The 20501-nt window shown below is 62.4% G+C and carries 21 protein-coding genes; 6 read left to right on the top strand and 15 right to left on the bottom strand.

The features are described 5' to 3' along the window. Window positions 1-283: 283 nt before the first annotated feature. From BUE15_RS11145 to BUE15_RS11135, 3 genes are all read right to left on the bottom strand, one after another. Window positions 284-748: a hypothetical protein gene (locus tag BUE15_RS11145; protein ID WP_073284674.1), complete on the bottom strand. Its 465-nt coding sequence runs from the start codon at window positions 746-748 to the stop codon at window positions 284-286. A gap of 49 nt (window positions 749-797) precedes the next feature. Continuing rightward, window positions 798-1373 (bottom strand): hypothetical protein, encoded by a 576-nt coding sequence (locus BUE15_RS11140; RefSeq protein WP_073284672.1) that lies wholly within the window; start codon window positions 1371-1373, stop codon window positions 798-800. A gap of 197 nt (window positions 1374-1570) precedes the next feature. Beyond that, a complete protein-coding gene (locus tag BUE15_RS11135; RefSeq protein ID WP_073284669.1) occupies window positions 1571-3163 on the bottom strand; it encodes an ABC-F family ATP-binding cassette domain-containing protein in 1593 nt (530 codons plus the stop codon). Window positions 3164-3363: 200 nt separating this feature from the next. Between BUE15_RS11135 and BUE15_RS11130 the strand changes: the two genes are divergently transcribed. Further along, window positions 3364-4119, top strand: a complete 756-nt coding sequence (locus BUE15_RS11130; RefSeq protein ID WP_073284666.1) for a DUF72 domain-containing protein — start codon at window positions 3364-3366, stop codon at window positions 4117-4119. 48 nt (window positions 4120-4167) lie between these two features. On the opposite strand, the gene BUE15_RS11125 is transcribed toward BUE15_RS11130, so the two are convergent. From BUE15_RS11125 to BUE15_RS11115, 3 genes are read right to left on the bottom strand one after another with little or no spacing between them, the layout of a single operon-like run. Beyond that, window positions 4168-6408, bottom strand: coding sequence for a xanthine dehydrogenase family protein molybdopterin-binding subunit (locus BUE15_RS11125; RefSeq protein WP_073284664.1), 2241 nt, complete (start codon window positions 6406-6408; stop codon window positions 4168-4170). An 11-nt stretch (window positions 6409-6419) separates the two neighbouring features. Next, on the bottom strand, window positions 6420-7403 hold the full coding sequence (locus BUE15_RS11120) for an FAD binding domain-containing protein (protein ID WP_073284661.1): 984 nt from the start codon (window positions 7401-7403) through the stop codon (window positions 6420-6422). Between the two features lie 12 nt (window positions 7404-7415). Beyond that, window positions 7416-8060 carry a (2Fe-2S)-binding protein gene (locus tag BUE15_RS11115; RefSeq protein ID WP_073284658.1) on the bottom strand — a complete coding sequence of 215 codons (645 nt, stop codon included), beginning with the start codon at window positions 8058-8060 and terminating at the stop codon, window positions 7416-7418. A gap of 328 nt (window positions 8061-8388) precedes the next feature. On the opposite strand from BUE15_RS11115, the gene BUE15_RS11110 reads away from it, so the two are divergent. Together BUE15_RS11110 and BUE15_RS11105 are read left to right on the top strand one after the other, a co-directional pair. Beyond that, window positions 8389-8625, top strand: a complete 237-nt coding sequence (locus tag BUE15_RS11110; RefSeq protein WP_073284655.1) for a hypothetical protein — start codon at window positions 8389-8391, stop codon at window positions 8623-8625. Continuing rightward, window positions 8615-9118, top strand: coding sequence for a DUF2243 domain-containing protein (locus BUE15_RS11105; RefSeq protein WP_211617635.1), 504 nt, complete (start codon window positions 8615-8617; stop codon window positions 9116-9118). Before BUE15_RS11110 ends, BUE15_RS11105 begins: the two co-directional genes overlap by 11 nt. Window positions 9119-9137: 19 nt before the next feature. On the opposite strand, the gene BUE15_RS11100 is transcribed toward BUE15_RS11105, so the two are convergent. Then, window positions 9138-10091: a 1-phosphofructokinase family hexose kinase gene (locus tag BUE15_RS11100; protein ID WP_073284974.1), complete on the bottom strand. Its 954-nt coding sequence runs from the start codon at window positions 10089-10091 to the stop codon at window positions 9138-9140. Between the two features lie 187 nt (window positions 10092-10278). On the opposite strand from BUE15_RS11100, the gene BUE15_RS11095 reads away from it, so the two are divergent. Next, window positions 10279-10803, top strand: a complete 525-nt coding sequence (locus tag BUE15_RS11095) for a GreA/GreB family elongation factor (protein WP_073284648.1) — start codon at window positions 10279-10281, stop codon at window positions 10801-10803. Between the two features lie 196 nt (window positions 10804-10999). Here BUE15_RS11095 and BUE15_RS11090 read toward each other — a convergent pair whose 3' ends face one another. Together BUE15_RS11090 and BUE15_RS11085 are read right to left on the bottom strand one after the other, a co-directional pair. Then, the gene (locus tag BUE15_RS11090; RefSeq protein ID WP_073284645.1) at window positions 11000-11791 is read right to left on the bottom strand and encodes an SDR family NAD(P)-dependent oxidoreductase; all 792 of its coding nucleotides are present in this window, start codon (window positions 11789-11791) and stop codon (window positions 11000-11002) included. An 83-nt stretch (window positions 11792-11874) separates the two neighbouring features. Continuing rightward, entirely contained in the window at window positions 11875-12810 is a 936-nt protein-coding gene (locus BUE15_RS11085) for a D-2-hydroxyacid dehydrogenase (protein WP_073284642.1), read from the bottom strand. Between the two features lie 152 nt (window positions 12811-12962). Between BUE15_RS11085 and BUE15_RS11080 the strand changes: the two genes are divergently transcribed. Then, the gene (locus tag BUE15_RS11080) at window positions 12963-13556 is read left to right on the top strand and encodes a nitroreductase family protein (protein ID WP_073284637.1); all 594 of its coding nucleotides are present in this window, start codon (window positions 12963-12965) and stop codon (window positions 13554-13556) included. Window positions 13557-13597: 41 nt separating this feature from the next. After that, window positions 13598-14644, top strand: coding sequence for a methyltransferase domain-containing protein (locus BUE15_RS11075; RefSeq protein WP_073284634.1), 1047 nt, complete (start codon window positions 13598-13600; stop codon window positions 14642-14644). Between the two features lie 78 nt (window positions 14645-14722). Here the strand turns inward: BUE15_RS11075 and BUE15_RS11070 are convergent, their stop codons facing one another. The 6 genes from BUE15_RS11070 to BUE15_RS11045 all read right to left on the bottom strand — a co-directional run. Next, window positions 14723-15010 carry a YMGG-like glycine zipper-containing protein gene (locus tag BUE15_RS11070; RefSeq protein WP_073284631.1) on the bottom strand — a complete coding sequence of 96 codons (288 nt, stop codon included), beginning with the start codon at window positions 15008-15010 and terminating at the stop codon, window positions 14723-14725. 188 nt (window positions 15011-15198) lie between these two features. Next, window positions 15199-17652 (bottom strand): S9 family peptidase, encoded by a 2454-nt coding sequence (locus BUE15_RS11065; protein WP_073284628.1) that lies wholly within the window; start codon window positions 17650-17652, stop codon window positions 15199-15201. A gap of 320 nt (window positions 17653-17972) precedes the next feature. Then, window positions 17973-18683, bottom strand: coding sequence for a pirin family protein (locus BUE15_RS11060; protein WP_073284625.1), 711 nt, complete (start codon window positions 18681-18683; stop codon window positions 17973-17975). Between the two features lie 2 nt (window positions 18684-18685). Then, the gene (locus tag BUE15_RS11055) at window positions 18686-19264 is read right to left on the bottom strand and encodes a nitroreductase family protein (protein WP_073284622.1); all 579 of its coding nucleotides are present in this window, start codon (window positions 19262-19264) and stop codon (window positions 18686-18688) included. A 63-nt stretch (window positions 19265-19327) separates the two neighbouring features. Further along, window positions 19328-20044, bottom strand: coding sequence for a pirin family protein (locus BUE15_RS11050; protein ID WP_073284620.1), 717 nt, complete (start codon window positions 20042-20044; stop codon window positions 19328-19330). 116 nt (window positions 20045-20160) lie between these two features. Continuing rightward, window positions 20161-20501: transposase (locus BUE15_RS11045; protein WP_073284617.1), on the bottom strand; the 341-nt coding region annotated here is incomplete at its 5' end.

Below are 20501 nucleotides of genomic sequence, written 5' to 3'. Positions count from 1 at the left end.
GTGTGACCACGCGTTGGACGAGTGAGGCCGGGCTTTGGAGGATTGGGGCTACGCTTTGGACGACTCAAGCCAGGCTTTGGGAACCTGTGACCGGGGTTTGGACAAGCAGGGCTACGCTTTGGCGAAGTGAGGCCGGGCTTAGAGTGAATGCAGCTATTGTTTGGTAGGGGCGCTGCTCCTGGGGGGAGCGTACTGAGGGGTTTTTCGCTCAGAGCATGGCCAACAGAAACGCCCCGAAGCTGAATAGCTCCGGGGCGTTTCTGTTATGTTCAATGGAGCTTTCCTACCCCACCAATCGGCCCAAACCCGCGCTGGCCACACCCGCCCGCCGGAACAGCCACCCCGAAGCCACCCACAGCCCGGCGAAGACGGTGTTGAGTACAATCACCCACAGCACACCCATGGTTAGCTCGGGCTGCTTGATGAGCAGGGCCACGAACGGCACGGCAAACTGGGCAAGCGCCGTAGCAAACATGGCCTTCGCCATGCCCGGCGGCTGGAGTTTCGCCAGGATGGCCCCAAGGAAGCCGACGGCCAGCACGGCTCCGTACAGCAGGTTCATGGGGTTGTCTTCGCTGCCGATGAAGCCCACGGCGAGGTTGCCCCACACCAGTAGGAGGGAGGCCACCGTGGCTACCCCGGCGGCCCATTTATAGGTGCTGCTGCGGCCCCGGCTGGCTACGAGCAGGTACAGAAGGCCCAGAACAAGTAGCAGGAGGCCCGCTAGCACAACCTGAGATATGGCCATGGAAGTAGTAAGTAAGAAGTACGGATGACTCGTTTTGTACGCGGCAGCTCTAGGCCAGGTGCTGGTTGAGCGTGGAGCCGGTGGCGCTGGCACGGCGGAACAACAACCCTGAAACGGCCCAGATGGCGGCGAATACTCCGTTGGCTACCAGCACATTCAGCATGGGGGCGTTGGGTTCGGCGGCGGCACCGGTAGGCTTCCAGACAAACAGGGCAATGGCGGTAACTGCCACGTAGGTAAGGGCGGCCGCGAACATGGCCTTCGACATGCCCAGCGGCTGGAAGCGCGCCACAAAGGCCCCCACAAGCGCCACAACCGGTACGCCGAGATACAGCAGGTTGGCGGGGTTATGCTCACTCCCGATCAGGCCCACGGCGGCATTGGCCCACACCAGCAGGAGCCCGGCGGCCACGCCCACGCCCACGGCTAGCTTGTAGGTGAGGCTGTTCCACTTGCGGGCAATCAGCACGTACGTCAGGCCCGTGCCGAACAGCAGGACGGCCGCAAAAACGAAATCCGAAAAGGTCCAGTTTACTTCCTGGGTGAACTGCATGGCCACGAGCGGAATGAGCAGCAGCAGGCCGGTAGCCAGCGCAATGCGAAGAAGGCTTTTCGAGAGAGTCATGGCGGTAATAGGTAGTGTTTGGTAGTGAGGATGAGGTGCCGGAAGCTGGCGCGTAATTGGCCCGCCGGCTGGCACATGCGGTGCTCTTGCAAGGCTGATGCAAAGGATGTAAAAGAACTTTGTATTTCAAAGTAAGCGGCAAATATTTTGTTTTCCTGCGCTAAAAGATTCACTGAAAAGACCTTGTCTGGCCGGGACTACTCCAGCCGGATAACCCGCTCTACGCCCAGCTGCTCCAGAAAAACCTCATCGTGCGACACGACCAGCAGGGTGCCCTGGTAGTCGTGGAGGGCGGCGGTCAGGATGTCCAGGTTCTGCAGGTCGAGGTTGTTGGTGGGCTCATCGAGGAGGATGAGGTCGGGGGCCTGCTGGCCGATCATGAGGCAGCAGAGGAGCAGCCGCATTTTCTCGCCGCCGCTGAGCGTGCCGCAGGGCTTGTCCCAGTACTCTTTCGTGAACAGGAAGCGGGCCAGCCGGATCTTGATTTCGTGCTCCTGCAGCCCCGCGGTATTGAACTGCCGGGCCAGCTCGTACACCGAAAGCTTGTCCTGGAGCAGGGAATAGTCCTGATCAATGTACACCGCCCGATTTCCGGCCGCCTGGTACAACGTGCCCTGCGTGGGCTCCAGCTCGCCCAGAAGCAGCCTGATCAGGGTGGTTTTGCCGGAGCCGTTCAGGCCCTGCAGGGCCAGCCGCTCGCCGCTCAGTATCTGAAAATTCAGCGGCTCCGGCCACAGCAGAAGGGAATTATAGCTGTAATTCAGGCTGGTGGCGGTAAACAGGATTTTGCCTTTGTGCAGAGCGGAATTGTCGAAGCCCAGCTTCATTTTGTCGGTGTCGGGCAGCTCCTTGCGCAGCTCGCTCAGCTCCTGGGAAAGGGCGCCTACTTTCTCGGCGTGCACGCCTTTGAGGCGGGAGGCGCTGTTTTCGGCGCTGTTGCGCATCATGTGGAGCACGATGGTGGGCAGGCCGGCTTTGTCCTGGTTTTTCTTGCCGCGGGCATCCTGCTTCTGCTTGCGCTCCAGGGCATCCCGCTCCGTTTCGCGGGCTTTGCGCAGGGCCTTTTCACGGCTTCTCACGTCCTGGTCCAGCGCCTGGGTTTCCACCTGCTTCTGCTCGGTATAGAACTCGTAGTTGCCGCCGTACAGGGCAATGCCGCGCTTGCTCAGCTCCGCCACCGCCCCCAGCAGGCCTAGCAGCTTCCGGTCGTGGCTGACAACCAGCAGGGTAGCGGAACTGGTTTTGATGAAGTGGTAGAGCAGCTGCCGGCCGGCTGTATCGAGGTGGTTGCTGGGCTCATCGAGCAGCACAATGCCCGGCTGGTGAATGGCAATGCCGGCCAGGAAAACCCTGGTTTTCTGCCCGCCGCTGAGGCTGGCCAGAGGTTGCGTTAAGCTTACGGCGTCCAGACCCCAGTGTAGCAGTGCTTCCTGGCTGCGTTCCTCAATGGTCCAGTCGTCGTCGAGCACCGCCATATTCTGCTCCGTGGCCGCGCCAGCCAGGATTTGCTGCAGGGCAGTGAGCTTCCCGTCGATGCGTAGCGCCTGCGCCACTGTCAGCGTATCGAACTGGCCGAAATGCTGGGGAACGTAGTAGGGTGGCGAACTGGCCTGCACGCGCCCGGCGGAAGGCGGCAGAAGGCCCGCCAGTACCTGAAGCAGCGTGGATTTGCCCGCGCCGTTGCTGCCAATCAGGGCCAGCTTGTGGTGGTCGTGGAGGGCCAGGTGCAGGCCTTCAAACAGCACATCTTTATTGGGGTGTGCGTACCCAAGGTTTTGTAGAACCAGCATGATTTCTTTCCTGAAAAGCAACTAGATATAGCCACCTGCTATGTGGGTTGGCTACTCGATTGTTGGAAGAAATCAGCTATTACATAAACCGGGGATGAGCGTTTGTGCGGGCAAAAATAAGACTTCGCGGCAAAGAAGCGCCGCTACTTCTGCGTATACGGTGGCAGCGTTGGCTTACCACAACCTGCGCCTGCCTCTTTATGCCCGCTATCTATATTGGCTGCTCCGGCTTCTCGTACCGCGACTGGAAGGGAATTCTGTACCCGGAGGGCCTGCCGCCGCGTAAGTGGTTTGCCTACTACTGCACCCAGTTCAACACGCTGGAAGTAAACGTGACCTTCTACCGCATGCCGGAACTGAAGGTATTTGAAGGCTGGTACGCGCAAAGTCCGCCCGGTTTCCGGTTTGCCGTGAAAGCGCCGCGCCAGGTTACGCACTACAAGAAATTCAACGCCGAAGCCGCGCCGATTCTCGCCGATTTCTACGCCACGGTGCGTGAGGGCCTGAAGGAGAAACTGGGGCCGATACTGTTTCAGCTGCCGCCCAAAGCCGCCTACACCGAGGAGCTGCTGGGCCGTATCCTGGAGCAGCTCGACCCGGAGTTTCACAACGTGCTGGAGTTTCGGCACCCCAGCTGGTGGACGGGCGAGATATTCCGGACCCTGGCGCGGCATGGCATCAGCTTCTGCGGCCAAAGCTACCCGGCTGCATTGCCCGACGAAGTGGTGGTCAACACGCCGCAGGTGTACTACCGCTTCCACGGCGTGCCCGTGCTCTACACCTCCAGCTACAGCGACGAATTTCTGGCGCGGGTAGCGCAGGAAATTCAGGCGGAGCCGCACGTGAAGGAAGCCTATCTGTACTTCAACAACGGTAGCGGCGGGGCCGGAGTGCTGAACGCGCGTAGCCTGCAACAGCTGCTGGGAGCCGACCCCAACACAGAACAGCCGGCGTAGATACTTGATGTCGTACCTACGCCGGCTGTCCGCCTTTACACTTCTGTGCTACGCCATCAGCTTGTCCGGCGTAATGGGCAGCTCCCGGATACGCTTGCCGGTGGCGTTGAAAATGGCGTTGGCAATGGCCGGCGCCACCCCGATGATGGCAATTTCGCCGATGCCCTTGGTGCCGAGCGGGTCCACGATGAAGTCGGGCTTGTCTACGAAGGCCACTTCAATGGCCGGCGCGTCGGCGTGCACCGGCACGTGGTAGTCGGCCAGGTCCTTGGTAACGTAGCGCCCGAACCGGTGGTCCATCACGGCGCCTTCGGTGAGGGCCATGCCGATGCCGCCCACCGCGCCGCCTATCATCTGGCTGCCGGCCGTTTTGTGGTTGACGATAGTGCCCGCATCGGCGCAGGACACCATTTTCGACACCCGTACTTCGCCGGTCATGGCGTGCACGCGCACCTCGGCAAAGTGCACCGAGAAAGAGTACATGGAGTATTTCTGCCGCTCGTTGCCGGGCTTGGCTTCCACCGTCACGTCAATGTCTTGGCCGTTGTTCTGCTTGCGCAAGTCGGCAAGGGAAACTTTGGTGCCGGCGTTGCTGGCTAAGCTCAGCTGCCCGCCGGCCAGCGTCAGGTCTTCGGGTTTGGCTGAGGCGAAGGCCGCGCCGCCCAGTTGCTGCAGCTTCCCCTTGAGGGCGGTGCAGGCTTCCAGTACTGCCGAGCCCACGGTGTTTACGGTGGCCGAGCCGCCCTGCGAAGGCGCGGTAGGGAAGGTGGAGTTGCCGAGCTCAAACCGGATTTTCTCCGGCGGCATGCCCAGCGCATCGGCCGCAATCTGCACCATCACGGTGCCGGTGCCGGGCCCGATGTCGGTGGTGGCGCTCTGCAGCACTACGGTACCATCGGCCTGCAGCACGGCGCGGGCTTTGGCGGTGCCGCGGTTGGCCCCGAAAGTGCCCACGCCCATGCCGTAGCCCACAAACCAGTCGCCGTCGCGCAGGGAGCCGGGCTTCATCTGGCGCTTGTTCCACCCGATACGCTCAGCGCCCAGCTGGTAGCATTCCTTCAGAAATTTCGTCGACCAGGGCTTGTTGTTGTCGGGGTCTACGTCGGTGTAGTTGCGCAGCCGGAACTCCATGGGGTCCAGGTTGAGCAGGTGCGCCATTTCATCCATGGCCGATTCCAGCGCAAACGCGCCGGTGGCCTCGCCCGGCCCGCGCATCCAGATGGGCGTGCTGATATCGAGGCCCAGAATGCGGTAGCGCGTCGAGACGTTGGGGCTGGTGTACATCATGCGCGTCTGCTGCAAGGTCGATTCGGTGAACTCCTCGTAGCTCGACGTCTGGCCCACCGACTCGTGCGTGATGCCCACCAGCTTGCCGTCCTTGGTGGCACCCATCCCGATGCGCTGCCACGTGTAGGGCCGGTAGCCGACCATGGTAAACATCTGTTCCCGCGTGAGCACCAGCTTCACCGGGCGGTTCAGCTTTTTGGCGGCAATGATGGCCGCCGTTTCGTGGGGCCAGTTGTGCAGGCCGTTGCCGAAAGCGCCGCCCACGAACGTGGCAATGACCTTCACGTTTTCTTCGGGCAGGCCCCAGTCTTTGGCGAAGGCGCGCTGGGTGCCTTTCACGGCCTGCACCTTGTCGTACACGGTCAGCCGGTCGGGGGCTTCCCAGTGCGCAATGATGGATTGCAGCTCCATGGGGTTGTGCATCTCCGAGGTGTGCACGTACTCGGCTTCCAGCTTGACAGGCGCGGTCTGGTAGCCGTTTTTCTGGCCCCGGTCGTAGTCGTTTTGCGCCGATTTGGGGTTGCGCTTGGCCTGAGTGGGCAGAAACCCGCGCTGCTTGTTGGCCTCGAAGTCGGTGCGGTGCTCGTCGGCGGCGTACTGCGCTTTCACCAGCCGCGCGGCGTAGCGGGCCTGCTCCAGCGTGTTGGCCACCACCAGCGCAATAGGCTGGTCGTTGAAGTATACTTTCTCGTCGTGAAACACGCGCAGCGGCTGCCCGATGGCCGGCGGCTCGTCGGGGTTCGATTTGGCCGCGAAGCCGGGCACTTTGGGCGAGTTGAGGTGCGTAATGACGGCCAGCACGCCCGGGGCCCTTTCGGCAGCCTTCGTGTCGAGGCTGGTGATGCGGCCTTTGGCAATGGTGCTGCCTACCAGCGCGCCGTGCACCAGTCCCGGCAACTCATACTCGGCCGAGTACTTGGCGGCGCCCGTAACTTTAAGCCGGCCATCCACGCGGTTCATCCGGTCGCCGACTACCTTATCCTGCAGTTGTTGATCTTTCATAAAAAGGAGGATTAGGCTACGCTGGCCGCGTTTTTGAGGGCCTGAATGATGGAGTTCGGGGCCATGCGGAGCTTATAGGAATTGTGCTTGAAGGCCTTGGCGCCCTGCATGGCAATGTCGGCGGCCTGCCGGAAGGTGGCTTCCGTGGCGGGCTTGCCAATCAGACTTTTTTCGGCCTCCGCAAGGCGCCAGGGCTTGTGTGCCACACCGCCCATAGCCAGCCGCGCATCCTTGATGGTGTTGCCATCGAGGCTCAAAGCTGCCGCCACCGATACCAGCGCGAAGGCGTAGCTGGCCCGCTCGCGCACTTTCAGGTAGTGCACGTTTTTGGTGAAGGGCCCGTCCGGAATTTCCACGGCCGTAATCAGCTCGCCGGGCTCCAGGTTGGTGTCCTTTTGGGGTGTATCGCCGGGCAGGCGGTGCAGGTCGGCGAAGGGCAGGCGCCGGTCGCCTTTGGGGCCGCTGATGAGCACGGTAGCATCCAGGGCCACCAGCGCCACGCTCATGTCGGAGGGGTGCACCGCAATGCACTTATCGGAGAAGCCGAAGATGGCGTGCATGCGGTTGTAGCCTTCCAGCGCGCCGCAGCCCGAGCCCGGCTCGCGCTTGTTGCAGGGCATGGCCGTGTCGTAGAAGTAGGAGCAGCGGGTGCGCTGCAGCATGTTGCCGCCCACGGTAGCCATGTTGCGCAGCTGCGCCGACGCGCCGGCGTTCAGGGCCTGAGCCAGCAGAGGCTGGCGCTCCAGCACCTGCTTGTCTTCGGCCACGGCCCCGTTCAGGGCCAGCGCCCCGATGCGGAGGCGGCCGTTGTCGCGCTCAATCTTGCCCAGCGGCAGCCGGTTGATGTCGATGAGGCGGGGCGGCTCCAGCACGCCACGCTTCATGAGGTCGAGCAGGTTGGTGCCACCGGCAATGAACTGGGCGTTGGGCGTGCGGGCCAGCGCCTCAATGGCGGCCTGCTGCTTGGTGGGTCGTAGGTATTGAAACTGGTTCATAGCTGCTGCGCGTTAGACCTTCTGGCCGCCGTTTTTCACTTCCTGAATGGCCGCCACAATGTTGGGGTAGGCGCCGCAGCGGCAGATGTTGCCGCTCATAAACTCCCGGATTTCACCTTCCGAATCGGCGTGGCCTTCGCGCACACACGCCACCGCCGACATAATCTGGCCGGGCGTGCAGTAGCCGCACTGGAAACCGTCGTGCTTGAGGAAGGCTTCCTGCATGGGGTGCAGCTTGTCGCCGTCGGCCAGGCCCTCAATGGTCGTGACTTTGCGGCCGTCCTGCATCACGGCCAGCGTCAGGCAGCTGTTTACGCGCTGCCCATCTACGTGCACCGTGCAGGCACCGCACTGGCCGTAGTCGCAGCCTTTCTTGGTGCCGGTCAGGTGGAGCTGTTCGCGCAGCAGGTCGAGCAGCGTGGTGCGGGGCTCCACGGAAAGCTTGTACTTCTTGCCGTTGATTTCCAGCCTGAGCGGCACCTGCTCGATGGCCGCCGCCACTTTCTCATCGAACTCGGCTTCGGCGGCTTTCACCAGCGGACCGGGCGTGAGGGCCAGGGCCGTGAGCACCGATGATTGTTTGAGGAAGGTGCGACGGGCCTCGTTGTGGCCGGCGGGTGGGCCGCTGGGGGTAATTTCCGGGTTTTCGTCAGCCATGGTTGTAAAGCGGAATGCTGCTTGAGTAGATAAATAGGGGAAACGGGCTGGCGGGTAGTGCACGGGCACGCTGCTGCCGTTTCCGTAGCCTTTCTTCTACGGAAGAAGACGGACAATGGCCGGGAGGTTTTCGAAGGCCGAAATGTTTTGCTGCTTTCCCGAAGACACAGCCTGCGGACAGCTTCTGGCAGACTTGAAAGCCAGAAGCACCAGCCTGCAGCGGTGGGTGCGCGGCCAGGCTCGACATTAACTCCGGGGCAGCGGCCTGCGTTGTAACTGCACTTCCCCCCGCCACAAGGCGGCTCAACCGCACCGCTTATTTCCGCCTATGAGGCTCGTTTCTGCATGGATTCTGTTCTGTTGGCTTTGCCTGAACGCCCCGCAGGCCTGGGCCTGCCAGGTCTGCCGGCCGCGCGTGCAGGCTGCCATTCATGCGCCCGGCTACACCGCGAATCTGGGGCTGCTGCTGTTGCCGGTGGGGGTGTTGCTGCTGGTCGGGCTGGGAGTGTTTTTCGCGTCTGATATCCGGCAACGCCTGCCCAGAGCTTCTTCGCATGATGACTAACCCTACTCTCCACCGTACGCCGCTGCTGGCCGCCGGTATTCTGCTCGGCGCCGGCCTGGGCGGCTTCGTAGACGGTATTGTGCTGCACCAGATTCTGCAGTGGCACAACATGCTGTCCAGTAAGCTGCCGCCCGATACGCTGGTTGCGGCCAAAGTGAATATGTACTGGGACGGCGTGTTCCATGCCGGTGTCTGGGTGCTGACGGCCCTGGGGCTGCGCCTGCTGTGGGCCGCCGGCTGCCGCCCCGATGTGCCGTGGTCGGGGCGCACGCTGCTGGGCGGCCTGCTGCTGGGCTGGGGGCTGTTCAACGTGGTGGAAGGCATCATCGACCACATGGTGCTGGGCCTGCATCATGTGCATGAGTACACGGCGCAGAAGCTGCCCTGGGACCTGGCGTTTCTGGCGTTTGGCGCGCTGCTGCTGCTGGCGGGCTGGGCGCTGGTGCGGGCCGGGCGCCACGATACGGCCGTACGCGGCGCGGCCGTGCGGTAAGGTTTCTGGGGTGCTTTGGTTAGGCTGCCGCCGCTGGCTGGGCCTGTTGCAGCAGCCAGCGGTACAGCTTCTCGGCGTCTTCTTTTTTGAACAGCTCCGTGCCCGGGTTCATGGTAGCTGCCGTGCCGCAGGCTACGCCCAGCCGGCCCGTTTCGCGCATCGAAAGGCCCTGGGACAGTCCGTACACCAGCCCGGCTACCATACTGTCGCCGGCCCCCACGGTGCTGCGCTTTTTCACGGCGGGCGCCGGAATGTGGTCTACGGAATCTTTGGTGACTACGCAGGCTCCCTGCGGCCCAAGCGACACTACCAGAATCTCGCATTTGCCCTCGCGCACCAACTGCTGCGCAAACGCCGCTACAGCTTCGTTGTCCAGCTCATCTACGCCCGCCATCCTGCTCAGCTCGCCCACGTTGGGTTTGGCCAGGTACACGCCTTCATGCAGCACCTGCTGCAGCGCCGGCCCCGACGTATCGACGACGACCTTGATGCCCATGCCCTTGGCCGCGCGCACCACCTGCACCACAAAATCGGGCTCGACACCGGGCGGCAGGCTGCCGCTGATAACCAGGAAATCGGGGCGGACCGGCAGGCTTTTGAGGGTTGTAATAACCTGCTGCTGCTCCTCGGGCCGCAATTCCGCGCCGGGCATCCCGAATCGGTATTGCCGGCCCGAAGAGCCATCTACCACAATGAAATTCTCGCGAGTACGGCCGGCCATTTCCACGGGCTGCTGCTGAATCTGCTCCTGCGCCAGCAGTTCCTGCAGCAGCGTGCCGCTGGGCCCGCCCGCCGGAAATACGGCCACCGAATCGGCGCCCAGCCGCTTCAGCCCCCTGGACACGTTGATGCCGCCCCCGCCGGGTTCAAACTTGGGAGCCGCACAGCGCAGCTTCTGGTCCGGAATAATCTGGTCGGAAATGGTGCTTTTATCGACGGCGGGGTTCAGCGTGAGCGTAACAACGTAGTGCATGGAAACCAGGGTAAAAGAAGAGAAAGTGAGGCGCCGGTGCATAGGCCCGCCGAAGTAAGTTGTACCCGGAAGCCCACCCGCAGGTTGCCACCGCGGGCCGGCGGAGTGGTTCCCGGCGCCAACCAGCCCAGGCGGACGGGTGGCTAGGGTCTAAAACCCTGGCCGCAGGTGTGCGTTAGGAAAGGCCATGAGCCGCGCATTTACCAAAGAAGACGATTCGCTGGAGGCCCCGATTGTGCCTCCCCGGGCCCCGCTGCCGCCCGGCACCCCGAACTACGTGACGCCCCAGGGCCTGGAGCAGCTCCGGGCCGAATTGGTGGCGCTGGAAACCGGCCGTGCCCGCGCCGAGTCGAACCGGGACAACGAGGCCGACCGTACCCGGCAGCTCACCATCTTCAACGCCCGCATCAGCGCTCTGAATGGCCGGATTGCCAGTGCCCGCGTAGTCGACCCCCGCACCCAGCCGCCGCAGGAAGTGCGGTTTGGCGCTACCGTTACGCTACGTACGCGCAGTGGGGGCACGCCCGGCACGCTGCGCCGCTTCGCTATTGTGGGCGTCGATGAGGCGTCGGTGGCGGAGGGGAAGGTGGCCTTCACGGCGCCTATTGCACGGGCCATTCAGGGCAGCCGCCTGGGGCAGATTGTGTCGCTGCGGCTGGGCCCGAAGGAGGAAACGGTAGAAGTAGCCGAAATCAGCTACGAAGGTGCCTGACCAGCTGCCTGCTCTACCGCAAAACCAGCCATGCCAGCAACCCTGCCAGCAGCAGGGAGCCCAGCCGCAGCAGCAAAAACACCCAGGCGGGCAACTCAGGCTTGGAAGGAACCGGCATATTCAGGGAAAATAAACAAGCAAAAACGCCCCGCCGGCACAGTGCCGGCGGGGCGTTTTGTGTGGTTGTAAACAGGGGTTATTTCTTTTCCTCCTGCATCTGGGAGCCCATCAGGACGGCCAGCATGGAGTCTGGGAAAAGCACGCTGGAGGCGAAGTTCATCTTGGCCCCGAAGGTGGGCAGCACGCGGGCCTCACCGCTGAGTAGCCCTTTGTAGCCGGCTTCGGCCACGTCTTTGGGGTCCGCTTTGTCGCTCTGCCCGACCTTGGTGTTTTCGGCGCCGGCTACGTGGAAGAAGTTGGTTTCGGTAGCGGGCGGGCACAGAATGGTGATGGTGACTTCGGATTTCTGCTCCTTCAGCTCCTGCTGCAGCGCCTCCGAGAGGCTCAGCACGAAAGCCTTGGTGGCCGCATACACTGCCTGCCGCGGGTTAGGCAAAAACGACACCACTGAGCCCAGTTGCATGATTTTGCCCGAGTTGCGGGCCACCATGTCGTGCAGAAACACCTTGGTCAGATACATCAGCGACATAACATTAACGTGCACGATGCCGATTTCCTTCTGCAGGTCGGTTTCCGTGAACAGGCCGGCTTCCCCAAAACCCGCGTCGTTCACCAGCACGTCAATCTGCAAGCCCTGGCGCTTCGTCTCGTCGTAGAGGTGGGCGGGGCCTTCGTGGGTGCTGAAGTCGGCGGGAATCAGTACGGTTTGCAGGCCGCTGAACTCGCTTTTTAGCTTTTGGTCGGTGGCCTCCAGGTCGTGGCGGGCCGAAAGAACCAAGCGGTAGCCGTCGCGGGCAAAGCAGCGGGCCAGCTCGAAGCCGATGCCGCTGGAGGCGCCGGTAATCAGGACAGTTTGGTTGGTAGCCATCAGATGAGCGGATTGAAAGTGAGATATGGTAGTTGCCTACCAGCTTTCCGGAAGCAAGGTTATTGTCGGCCTTGGCTTCAGGCTCAGTAGCCTTTCTTCAGCGTCACCAGGTTTTCCAGCGGTTCCTGCTGCAGCAGATGCCGCAGGTTGCGCAGCAGAATTTCCACTTTGCCTTCGTCTTCGCGGGGCTGGCCGCCGCCGCTGTGCTGGGTGAGCAGTACGTTGGGCATCTGCCAGAATGGATGCTCAGCTGGCAGCGGTTCCTGGGCCGTTACGTCGAGGACGGCGCCGGCCAGGCGGCCGGCCTGCAGCGCTGCTATCAGCGCCGGCTCGTCGGTGGTGTTGCCCCGCCCGATGCTGGCGTACAGGCTGTGCGTGGGCATGGCCTGCACCAGCTCGGCGGAGAAGAATTTTTCGGCGCTGCCCGGTAGGCAATTGACCGCCACATCGGTTTCGGGCAGCGCCGCCAGTAGCTCTTCCCGCGAGTGAAGCTGCGCCTTGGGGTCGGTGCGGGCCAGAAAACGAATGTCACAGCGGAAGCCGGCCAGCTGCTCGGCCACGGCCTGCCCGATGGCGCCGCTGCCCAGAATTATCACACGCTTGTCGCGCAGCAAGCCCACGCGGCTCCGGATGGGGGCGCCCACCCACTCGCGGCGGCTTTGCAGCACGGCCAGCTCCGGAATGTGCCGATACCAGCCCAGAATGCCCGCCACAATGGTTTCGGCGCAGGGCCAAGCAAAATAGTCGCCAACATTCGCCACCGGAAACCCAACGTCCAGGTGCTGGTACCGCTCGATGCCGGCCGAGTCTATTTGCCAGAACCGGAGGCCGGGCGGCGGGCCGGCCGCAAACCAGTCGGCTGGCGGGTTGCCCAGCACTAAGTCGGCCTGCTGAAAAGCGGCCTGCTGGTTGTGGGAGGGGAGTTCCTGGCGGAATACCGGCTGTACTTCGGCCGGAAGCTGGTGGCGCAGCAGCTGCCGCGCGGTGTCATGGAGAGTGGTAAAAACGAAAAGCTGCATACCCAACACTATCTGCAAAAAGCCGCCACAGGTTGCATATTGCCTTGAAATGCCCGCATTATGCGTTCCGGTCGGCCTGGCGGCCCTGGTAACCTAACGCCCCTGCTCCGGGTTGCTGGTGGTAGTCATCAAACGCAGTTGCTCTCGCCCTCATGCCATACCCCGCTTCCTTAGATACCGCTGAATTCGACCGTCTTATCCGGGCCCGTCGCAGCATTCAGCCCGTGCAGTTCGTGCCGGGCCAGGTGATTCCTGATGCCATCATCGAGCAGCTCCTCGAAAACGCCAACTGGGCGCCCACGCACAAGCGCACCGAGCCGTGGCGCTTTGTGGTATTCAGCGGGGCCGGCCTGCAGAAGCTCGCCGACTTTCAGGCGGCGCTGTACAAGGAGCGGGCCGGCGAGAAGTTTCAGCAGGGCAAGTATGAGAAGCTGGCCGCCAACCCCTTGCGCTGCTCCCACGTCATTGCCATTGGCATGAAACGGCACAGCGAAGTGCCGGAAGTAGAGGAAATTGAGGCCGTGGCCTGCGCCGTCCAGAATCTGCACCTCTCGGCTACTGCGTATGGCCTGGGCGGCTACTGGGGCAGCGGCGGCATTACGTACCTGGAAGAAGCCAAACCGTTTTTCGGGTTGGGGCCCGACGACCGGCTGCTGGGCTTTTTCTCGCTGGGCTACGTGCAGCAGCAGCCCGGCAGCAATATCCGCAAACCAATAGCCGAAAAAGTGACCTGGGTGCGTCACTAAGCTCCAGGATTCAGTTAAAGCCTGCCTCATCCACTCTTGATATGGAAGAACTCACCCAACACCAGGTCCGGGACTACTACGGCCGCCAGCTGCAAACCCAGCAGGACCTGCAAACCAACGCCTGCTGCACCGACGATATTCCGGAGGCCCACAAACGCATTCTGGCCCAGCTGGAGCCTGAGGTGCTGGAAAAATACTACGGCTGTGGCGTGGCCGTGCCGCCGCTGGTGGAAGGTTGCACCGTGCTCGACCTGGGCTCGGGCAGCGGCCGCGACGCGTATCTGCTTTCGAAGCTGGTGGGCGAATCGGGCCACGTCATCGGGGTGGATATGACCGAGGAGCAGCTGGCCGTGGCGCGCCGCCATATCGATGCGCACACGGCGCGGTTCGGCTACGCCCGGCCCAACGTGGAGTTCCGCCACGGCTACATCGAAGACCTGCGCACCGCCGACCTCGCCGACAACAGCGTGGACGTGGTAGTCAGCAACTGCGTGCTCAACCTCAGCACCGATAAAGAAGCCACCTACCGCGAGATTTTCCGGGTGCTGAAGCCCGGCGGGGAGCTGCACATTGCCGACGTATTCGCCGACCGCCGCATTCCGGAAAGCCTGCGCCAGGACCCGGTGCTGTATGGCGAGTGCCTGAGCGGCGCGCTCTACACCGAAGACTTCCGGCGCCTGCTGCACCGCCTCGGCATCCGCGACTACCGCCTCACGGCCAGCCGCCGCCTCAGCATCGGCAACCCCGAAATCGAGCAGAAAGTCGGCAACATCAAGTTCTACTCGCTCACGGTGCGGGCCTTCAAGCTCGACCTCGAAGACCAGTGCGAAGACCACGGCCAGGTGGCCATCTACCACGGCACCATTCCCGGCCACGCCCACAGCTTTGCCCTCGATGACCACCACCTGTTCGAAACCGGCCGCCCGATGCTGGTGTGCGGCAACACCGCCGATATGGTGAGCCAGACGCGCTACGGGGCGCATTTTCAGGTGCTCGGCAACAAGGAGCAGCACTTCGGCCTGTTTCCCTGCGGCCCGGCACCAGCAGCTGCCGCTTCCGATGACGCCGCGGCAGCTTCCTGCTGCTAAGTGTTGCTGCCAGAACGTAAAAAGGCCCCGTGCCAAGTGGTGCGGGGCCTTTTTCAGCTAACGCCGGTTTGAGGGGCGCTAGTCTTTCTTTGAGTATTCCTGGTAGCGTACCGGGTCTTTCTTCTTGTCTTTTTTACGGCCGATAACGCCACCGGCTGCAGCGCCTACTACGCCGCCTACAATGGCACCTTTACCGCCGCCTACTACGGCACCGGTTGCGGCACCGGCCCCACCGCCAATGGCAGCGCCTTTAGCCTTTTTGCTCCAGCCTTTCTTGGTTTGAGCCTGTACTTCCGGCGAGGCCACCGTGCCGCCCAGCATAAGTACGGCCGACAGCATGGCTACATATATTTTGAGGGTTTTCATGACGTCTGAGTTTAGGGTAAGTAAACTGTATATGTGCCTTTAAAACGCAGACTGTCAGCAGTGGGTTACTTTTTGGCCAGGATATTACACACCAGCTTGCCTTACTGGCGTGCTTCTGGCAGAGCATAAAAAAAACACCCCAAGCAGTACGCCTGAGGTGTTTTTGCGGTAGCAGAAAAAGGAGCGGCCTAGTTGCCGGATGCCTCGGGGGCAGCCGGGGCCGGAGCGGCTCCTACGGCCGGTGTGTTCTTCACATGCTTGTCCAGCCACGAGTTCATCTCCCAGAGCATGTGCATGATGGACTCGCGGGCCGCGTAGCCGTGCGACTCAGCCGGCAGCACTACGTAGCGCACCATGGCGCCGTGGCCTTTCAGGGCGCTGTAGAACCGCTCGCTCTGCATCGGGAACGTGCCGGAGTTGTTGTCGGCCTCGCCGTGAATCAGCAGAATCGGGGTCTTGATTTTGTCGGCGTAGTTGAACGGCGACATGGCGTTGTAGACTTCCGGGGCCTGCCAGTAGGTGCGCTCCTCGCCCTGGAAGCCGAACGGCGTGAGGGTGCGGTTGTAGGCGCCGCTGCGGGCAATACCGGCCTTGAACAGGCTGGAATGCGCCAGCAGGTTGGCCGTCATGAAGGCCCCGTAGCTGTGGCCCATCACGGCTACGCGCTTGGGGTCCACTACGCCCAGGCGCTGGCCTTCATCAATGGCCGCTTTGGCCGAGGCTACCAGCTGCTCGGTGTAGGTGTCGTTGGGCTGCTTGTCGCCTTCGCCCACAATCGGAATGCTGGCGCCCTGCAGCACAGCGTAGCCCTGCGTCACCCAGTACACCGGCGAGCCCCACGAGAGGCGCGTGAAGGCATACGGCGAGCCTTTCACCTGGCTGGCGTCCTTCTTGTCCTTGAACTCCACCGGATACGCTTCCAGCAGCGTGGGCAGCGGGCCATCTTCCTTCTTGTAAGCCGGCGGCAGATACAGGTTGGCGGTCAGTTCCACGCCATCGGGGCGCTTGTACTTGAGCACCTGCTTCTTCAGGCCCCCCAGGCTGGCGTAGGGATTCGTAAAGCGCGTCAGAGCTACCAGGCGGCCACCCCGCGTGTCGCGCAGGAAATAGTTGGGCGCCTCGTTCACCGCTTCGCGGCGCGTCACAATCTGGCGCTTGCCGGCATCCAAAATCGTGAGCGGCACCTCGTAGTAGGGGGCGGCGGAGCGCCACCAGCGCTGGCCTTTCTTGGTGCGCACGTTCAATTCGTCCACAAACGGCCGGTCGCCTTCCGGCGAGGCGCCGGCGCCCAGCAGGTAAATCGTGTTGCTGGTTGCGTCGGTAGCCAGCACGGAGCGGCCCAGCTCGTTGCGCTTCAGGTAGGGCGTGCCGGGGTCGGTGTAGGTGTTCTGCGACGACCGGTCGAACAAGACGGTGAGGGACGTTTTGGTAGCCAGGTCCAGCGTCCACATCGTTTCGTGGCGGTCGGCCCAGCGGTAGCCTTCCACCAGCGCCAGCTTGTCGGTGCCCCAGTAGATGCGGGAAAAGCGCAGCGGCAGCGCGGCCAGTTCCAGCGCCGGACCTTCAAAAGGAGCGGCGAGGGCAAAAATCTTGTCGCGCACGGGCGCGGCGGTTTTCGGGTCGCCGCCATCCTGCGCTTCCACCCAGTACACGGTAGCCGGGGCATCTTCGCGCCAGCCGTGGGCCCGCGGGCCGGTAGGAGCGGCATCGAAGCTGGTCGGTACGTTGTCGGCCAGCGGCAGGTCATCGAGGGTTTTCACCACGGGGCCTTCCATGCTCAGAATATCTACCCGCACCGGGAAGCTGCTCACTGGCAGCGTGTAGGAGAAGGGCCGGTGGCGGGTTTTCAGCAGCACGAAGCGCCCATTCGGCGAAGGTGAGGCCTGCTGAATGATGCCCGGCTCGCCCAGCGGCTGCATACGGCCATCAACGCCCACTTTCACGGTCTGGGCCAGCGCGTAGTATTGAAACAGCCGCTCATCGGCCGGGTTTTTCAGCAGATCCTGGTAGGTGCGGGCAGCGGCCGTGCGGCCTTTGTTTTCCTGAATGGTAGGGCCGGTAGGCGCCACCAGCGTAGAAGGTACCTCGCCGCGTCCGCCCACAATGGCGCGCGCAATCAAGGTTTTGCTATCCGATACCCACTCGTGCGACGACCCGAACACGCCGTTCAGAAACAGGTTGGGCACCAGCCGCGCCGAAGCCGCCGATACGTCGGCCAGCCACAGCTCCAGGTGGTTGTCGGTGGTGTGCGTGAAGGCGATTTTCGAGTTGTCCGGCGACCAGCTGACCTCGCTGATGCGGGCGTTGGCCGGCAGGCCCTGCACCAGCAGCTCTTTGCCGTCGGGCAGGCGCTTCAGGCGCAGTGTAGTAGCATACATAACCCGGCTGGGGCCGTTGGTGCGCGGGTTGATGCGCAGGCCGGCCAGCCGGAGCTCCGGCTGCGACAAATCGGCAATGGCGGGCATGTCCTGCACATCCATCATCAGCATCCACTGCCCGTTAGGCGAAATGCTGACGCGCGGCGTCGGTGCGGCTTCAGCCAGTGTGGCAATGGCGGCGGGTGGCTGCTGGTAGGGCAGGTCCTGCGCCCGGCCGGCCAGGCCCGCCAGACTCAGGGCAAGCAAGAGGAAAGTTTGTTTCATACTATAAACAAGACAAGCAACTTTGGCCCCGAATTTCGGAATAAATTCCGGGCAAGAACCTATAGGCACGTCATTATCTGTGAGTTGTGGTGGTATTAAGGATTATTCAGGGATAAAATTGTGGAAGCAGCCGGCCGGTGGCAGCCGGGTGCGGTGCAACTTCGGCTGCCACCGGCCCGGCCGAGTCGGAAGGAAGAAGGCAGGAGGGAGCCGTAAGCGCAACAGGCTGGCTGTTTGAGCTGTGGAAGGCATTTTCAAGCACTAAAAAGCCCCGCACATACCAGGAGTGTGTGCGGGGCTTTGCGCTTCAGAGGCCTGCGTTAATGGTTAATCGGCGCTTCAATCAGAATAAACCGGCTTTCGGCCGTGCAGGCTATCTGCACCTCAGCGGTTTCCCAAAGGCCGATACTTTCCCGCCGGGCCACGGTCTGCCCGTTTACGGTAAGCCCGCCTTCCATCAGGAAGAGGAACACGCCTTTGTTTACCGGATTCAGTGCATACGTAAGCTGCTGGCCGGCCTCGAAATAGCCGAGCGCCAGCTTCGCGTTCTGGCTGATCCAGCAGTGCGCCGTGCCTTCCTCATTGCTGACGATGGTGGTGAGCTGGTTACGGCGCTTTTCGGCCGGAAAATGGCGGCGCTGGTAGCGGGGCGTCACGTTTTGCAGCTTGGGCTCAATCCAGATCTGCAGGAAATTCACTTCCTCGTCGCCGATATTATGCTCCTCGTGGCGCAGGCCGCTGCCGGCACTCATAATCTGCACCCAGTCCGCCGTCACCTCCTCTGAGTAGCCCAGCGAGTCCTTGTGGTTCATGCGCCCGGCCAGCATCACCGAAATGATTTCCATGTTGGCGTGCGCATGCAGGCCAAACCCGTTGCCGGGCTGCACAAAGTCGTCGTTGAAGACGCGCAGCAGGCCGAAGCCGCTGCGGGCAGGGTTGGCGTAGGGCCCGAAGCTGAGCGAAAAGTGGCTTTGCAGCCAGCCAATGTCTTTCAGGCCCCGGCTGGCGGCGGAAGTGAGCAGATGCGGCAAAGCTAGGCGGGAAGCTGCTGGTGGAAGGAGATTTCGCCGATGGGCTTGCGCTGGCGTGGCGCTTTTTCCCGGCTCAGGAAAGGCTCCTCCAGTTGCTCAGCTTCGCCCATATAGCCCAGTGCAATGAAGGCTACGGGCTGCAGTGTGTCCGGAAGCTGGAAGGCCTCTTTGGTCTTGGCCGGATCGAACCCGCCCATGAAGTGGCCGTGCAGGCCTATGGCGGTAGCCTCCAGCATCAGGTTGGCATTGGCCATGCCCAGGTCGTGGAGAGCTGCGCCGTTGGGCGTACCGTTGTCGTACTGCGTCTTGGCCAGCGCCAGAATCAGCACCGGGGCGTTTTTGGCCCAGGGCTGGTTGCCGGGCAGCAGGCAGTCGACCATTTTCCGGAAGGTTTCCGCGTCGGCCTGGTGGGCGTAGATGTAGCGCCAGGGCTGCTCGTTCATGGCGCTGGCAGCCCAGGAGGCGGCCTCGAATACCTGCTCCAGCGCTTCGGGGGCTACCGGCTGGCTGGCAAATGCCCGGGGGCTCCAGCGCTTGCGGATGATTTCGTGCACCGGGTAGGTAGTGGGAGCGTGTTTCATTAGGGGTGCGGCTTGCGCAGAATTTGTGGTAAGCATGATGGTTAAACGGCCCAACACTACTGTTTACGGCAGGTTCATGGGCACTTCTATGAGCAGCAGGCGGGCAGCACTGTCGGCCTGCACAGAAAACGACTCGGTTTCCCACAGCCCGAACCCGTCGCGGCGGTGCAATGGCTGGCCCGCTACCGTCACGCCGCCTTCCAGCACAAACACATACACGCCGTTGCCGGGGCGCTTCACCTGATAGTCAGTCGCAAAGCCGGCGTCAAAATCGGCCAGATGAAACCACGCATCCTGATGGATCCAGACGCCCGCATCCCCGGGGCTGGGCGAAAGCACCTGCTGGAACTGGTTGCGGCGGCCAGCCGGCTCAAAAGACTGCTGGTCGTAGCGGGGCTGCACGCCCCGCTTGTTCGGAAACAGCCAGATCTGCAGAAACTTCACTTCCTCGCTCTGGCTGTGGTTTTTCTCGCTGTGCGCAATGCCCGTACCGGCACTCATCACCTGCACGTCGCCACTCCGGATAATGCCGTGGTTGCCGGCATTGTCCTTGTGCTCCAGCGTGCCGGCCAGCGGAATGCTGATGATTTCCATGTTGTCGTGGGGGTGAGCGCCAAAGCCCATGCCGGCGGCTACGGTATCATCATTGAGCACGCGCAACACCCCGAAATGCATGCGCTGCGGATTCTGGTAGCCCGCAAAGCTGAACGTGTGGTAAGAATTGAGCCAGCCGTGGTTGGCGTGGCCGCGGGAAGCAGCGGTATGAAGCAGGGTTTGCATAGCGGAAAGTCTGGGTGAAAAGGCCGGCGACTACCGGTGGTTGATGCAAATATATGTACATACATCAATTGTATAGCAAAAGTTTAGGATCATCTCAGATAATTCTAAGAAGCTGTTTAAGTTAGCTTAATGAGTCGTCGGATATTGGCTAGGTACAGCCAGGCGTTGGCGTGCTGGATTTTTCGTTCGTAGTCCTTGGCCAAGCGGCGGTTGGTACCGGCCCAAGCAATACTGCGTTCCACGACCCAACGCTTGGCGTGGATAAAAAAGCGGCCTTTATGGGCCACTACGCCCATCGGCACCTGTGCCTGCAGGCCTCGGCCCGCCAAGTGCTGGCGAAAGCGGCGGCCAAAGCCACCGTCCACGAACACGGTCTGCAGCCGGTCAAGTAGCTCGCTGCCCAGCGCCAGGGCGTCCCAGAGGCGGGCAGCGGTAGCCCCGTCGTGGCAGTGGGCCG

The sequence above is a fragment of the Hymenobacter psychrotolerans DSM 18569 genome (assembly GCF_900142395.1).
Classification (GTDB): domain Bacteria; phylum Bacteroidota; class Bacteroidia; order Cytophagales; family Hymenobacteraceae; genus Hymenobacter; species Hymenobacter psychrotolerans.
Note: the sequence above shows the minus strand (reverse complement) of the source record. Positions and strands in the feature narration are given on the sequence as shown.

Bases quoted from the DNA above. Each gene is read 5' to 3' on its own strand.
- BUE15_RS11145 (WP_073284674.1), bottom strand. From the start codon at position 748: ATGGCCATATCTCAGGTTGTGCTAGCGGGCCTCCTGCTACTTGTTCTG.
- BUE15_RS11140 (WP_073284672.1), bottom strand. From the start codon at position 1,373: ATGACTCTCTCGAAAAGCCTTCTTCGCATTGCGCTGGCTACCGGCCTG.
- BUE15_RS11135 (WP_073284669.1), bottom strand. From the start codon at position 3,163: ATGCTGGTTCTACAAAACCTTGGGTACGCACACCCCAATAAAGATGTG.
- BUE15_RS11130 (WP_073284666.1), top strand. From the start codon at position 3,364: ATGCCCGCTATCTATATTGGCTGCTCCGGCTTCTCGTACCGCGACTGG.
- BUE15_RS11125 (WP_073284664.1), bottom strand. From the start codon at position 6,408: ATGAAAGATCAACAACTGCAGGATAAGGTAGTCGGCGACCGGATGAAC.
- BUE15_RS11120 (WP_073284661.1), bottom strand. From the start codon at position 7,403: ATGAACCAGTTTCAATACCTACGACCCACCAAGCAGCAGGCCGCCATT.
- BUE15_RS11115 (WP_073284658.1), bottom strand. From the start codon at position 8,060: ATGGCTGACGAAAACCCGGAAATTACCCCCAGCGGCCCACCCGCCGGC.
- BUE15_RS11110 (WP_073284655.1), top strand. From the start codon at position 8,389: ATGAGGCTCGTTTCTGCATGGATTCTGTTCTGTTGGCTTTGCCTGAAC.
- BUE15_RS11105 (WP_211617635.1), top strand. From the start codon at position 8,615: ATGATGACTAACCCTACTCTCCACCGTACGCCGCTGCTGGCCGCCGGT.
- BUE15_RS11100 (WP_073284974.1), bottom strand. From the start codon at position 10,091: ATGCACTACGTTGTTACGCTCACGCTGAACCCCGCCGTCGATAAAAGC.
- BUE15_RS11095 (WP_073284648.1), top strand. From the start codon at position 10,279: ATGAGCCGCGCATTTACCAAAGAAGACGATTCGCTGGAGGCCCCGATT.
- BUE15_RS11090 (WP_073284645.1), bottom strand. From the start codon at position 11,791: ATGGCTACCAACCAAACTGTCCTGATTACCGGCGCCTCCAGCGGCATC.
- BUE15_RS11085 (WP_073284642.1), bottom strand. From the start codon at position 12,810: ATGCAGCTTTTCGTTTTTACCACTCTCCATGACACCGCGCGGCAGCTG.
- BUE15_RS11080 (WP_073284637.1), top strand. From the start codon at position 12,963: ATGCCATACCCCGCTTCCTTAGATACCGCTGAATTCGACCGTCTTATC.
- BUE15_RS11075 (WP_073284634.1), top strand. From the start codon at position 13,598: ATGGAAGAACTCACCCAACACCAGGTCCGGGACTACTACGGCCGCCAG.
- BUE15_RS11070 (WP_073284631.1), bottom strand. From the start codon at position 15,010: ATGAAAACCCTCAAAATATATGTAGCCATGCTGTCGGCCGTACTTATG.
- BUE15_RS11065 (WP_073284628.1), bottom strand. From the start codon at position 17,652: ATGAAACAAACTTTCCTCTTGCTTGCCCTGAGTCTGGCGGGCCTGGCC.
- BUE15_RS11055 (WP_073284622.1), bottom strand. From the start codon at position 19,264: ATGAAACACGCTCCCACTACCTACCCGGTGCACGAAATCATCCGCAAG.
- BUE15_RS11050 (WP_073284620.1), bottom strand. From the start codon at position 20,044: ATGCAAACCCTGCTTCATACCGCTGCTTCCCGCGGCCACGCCAACCAC.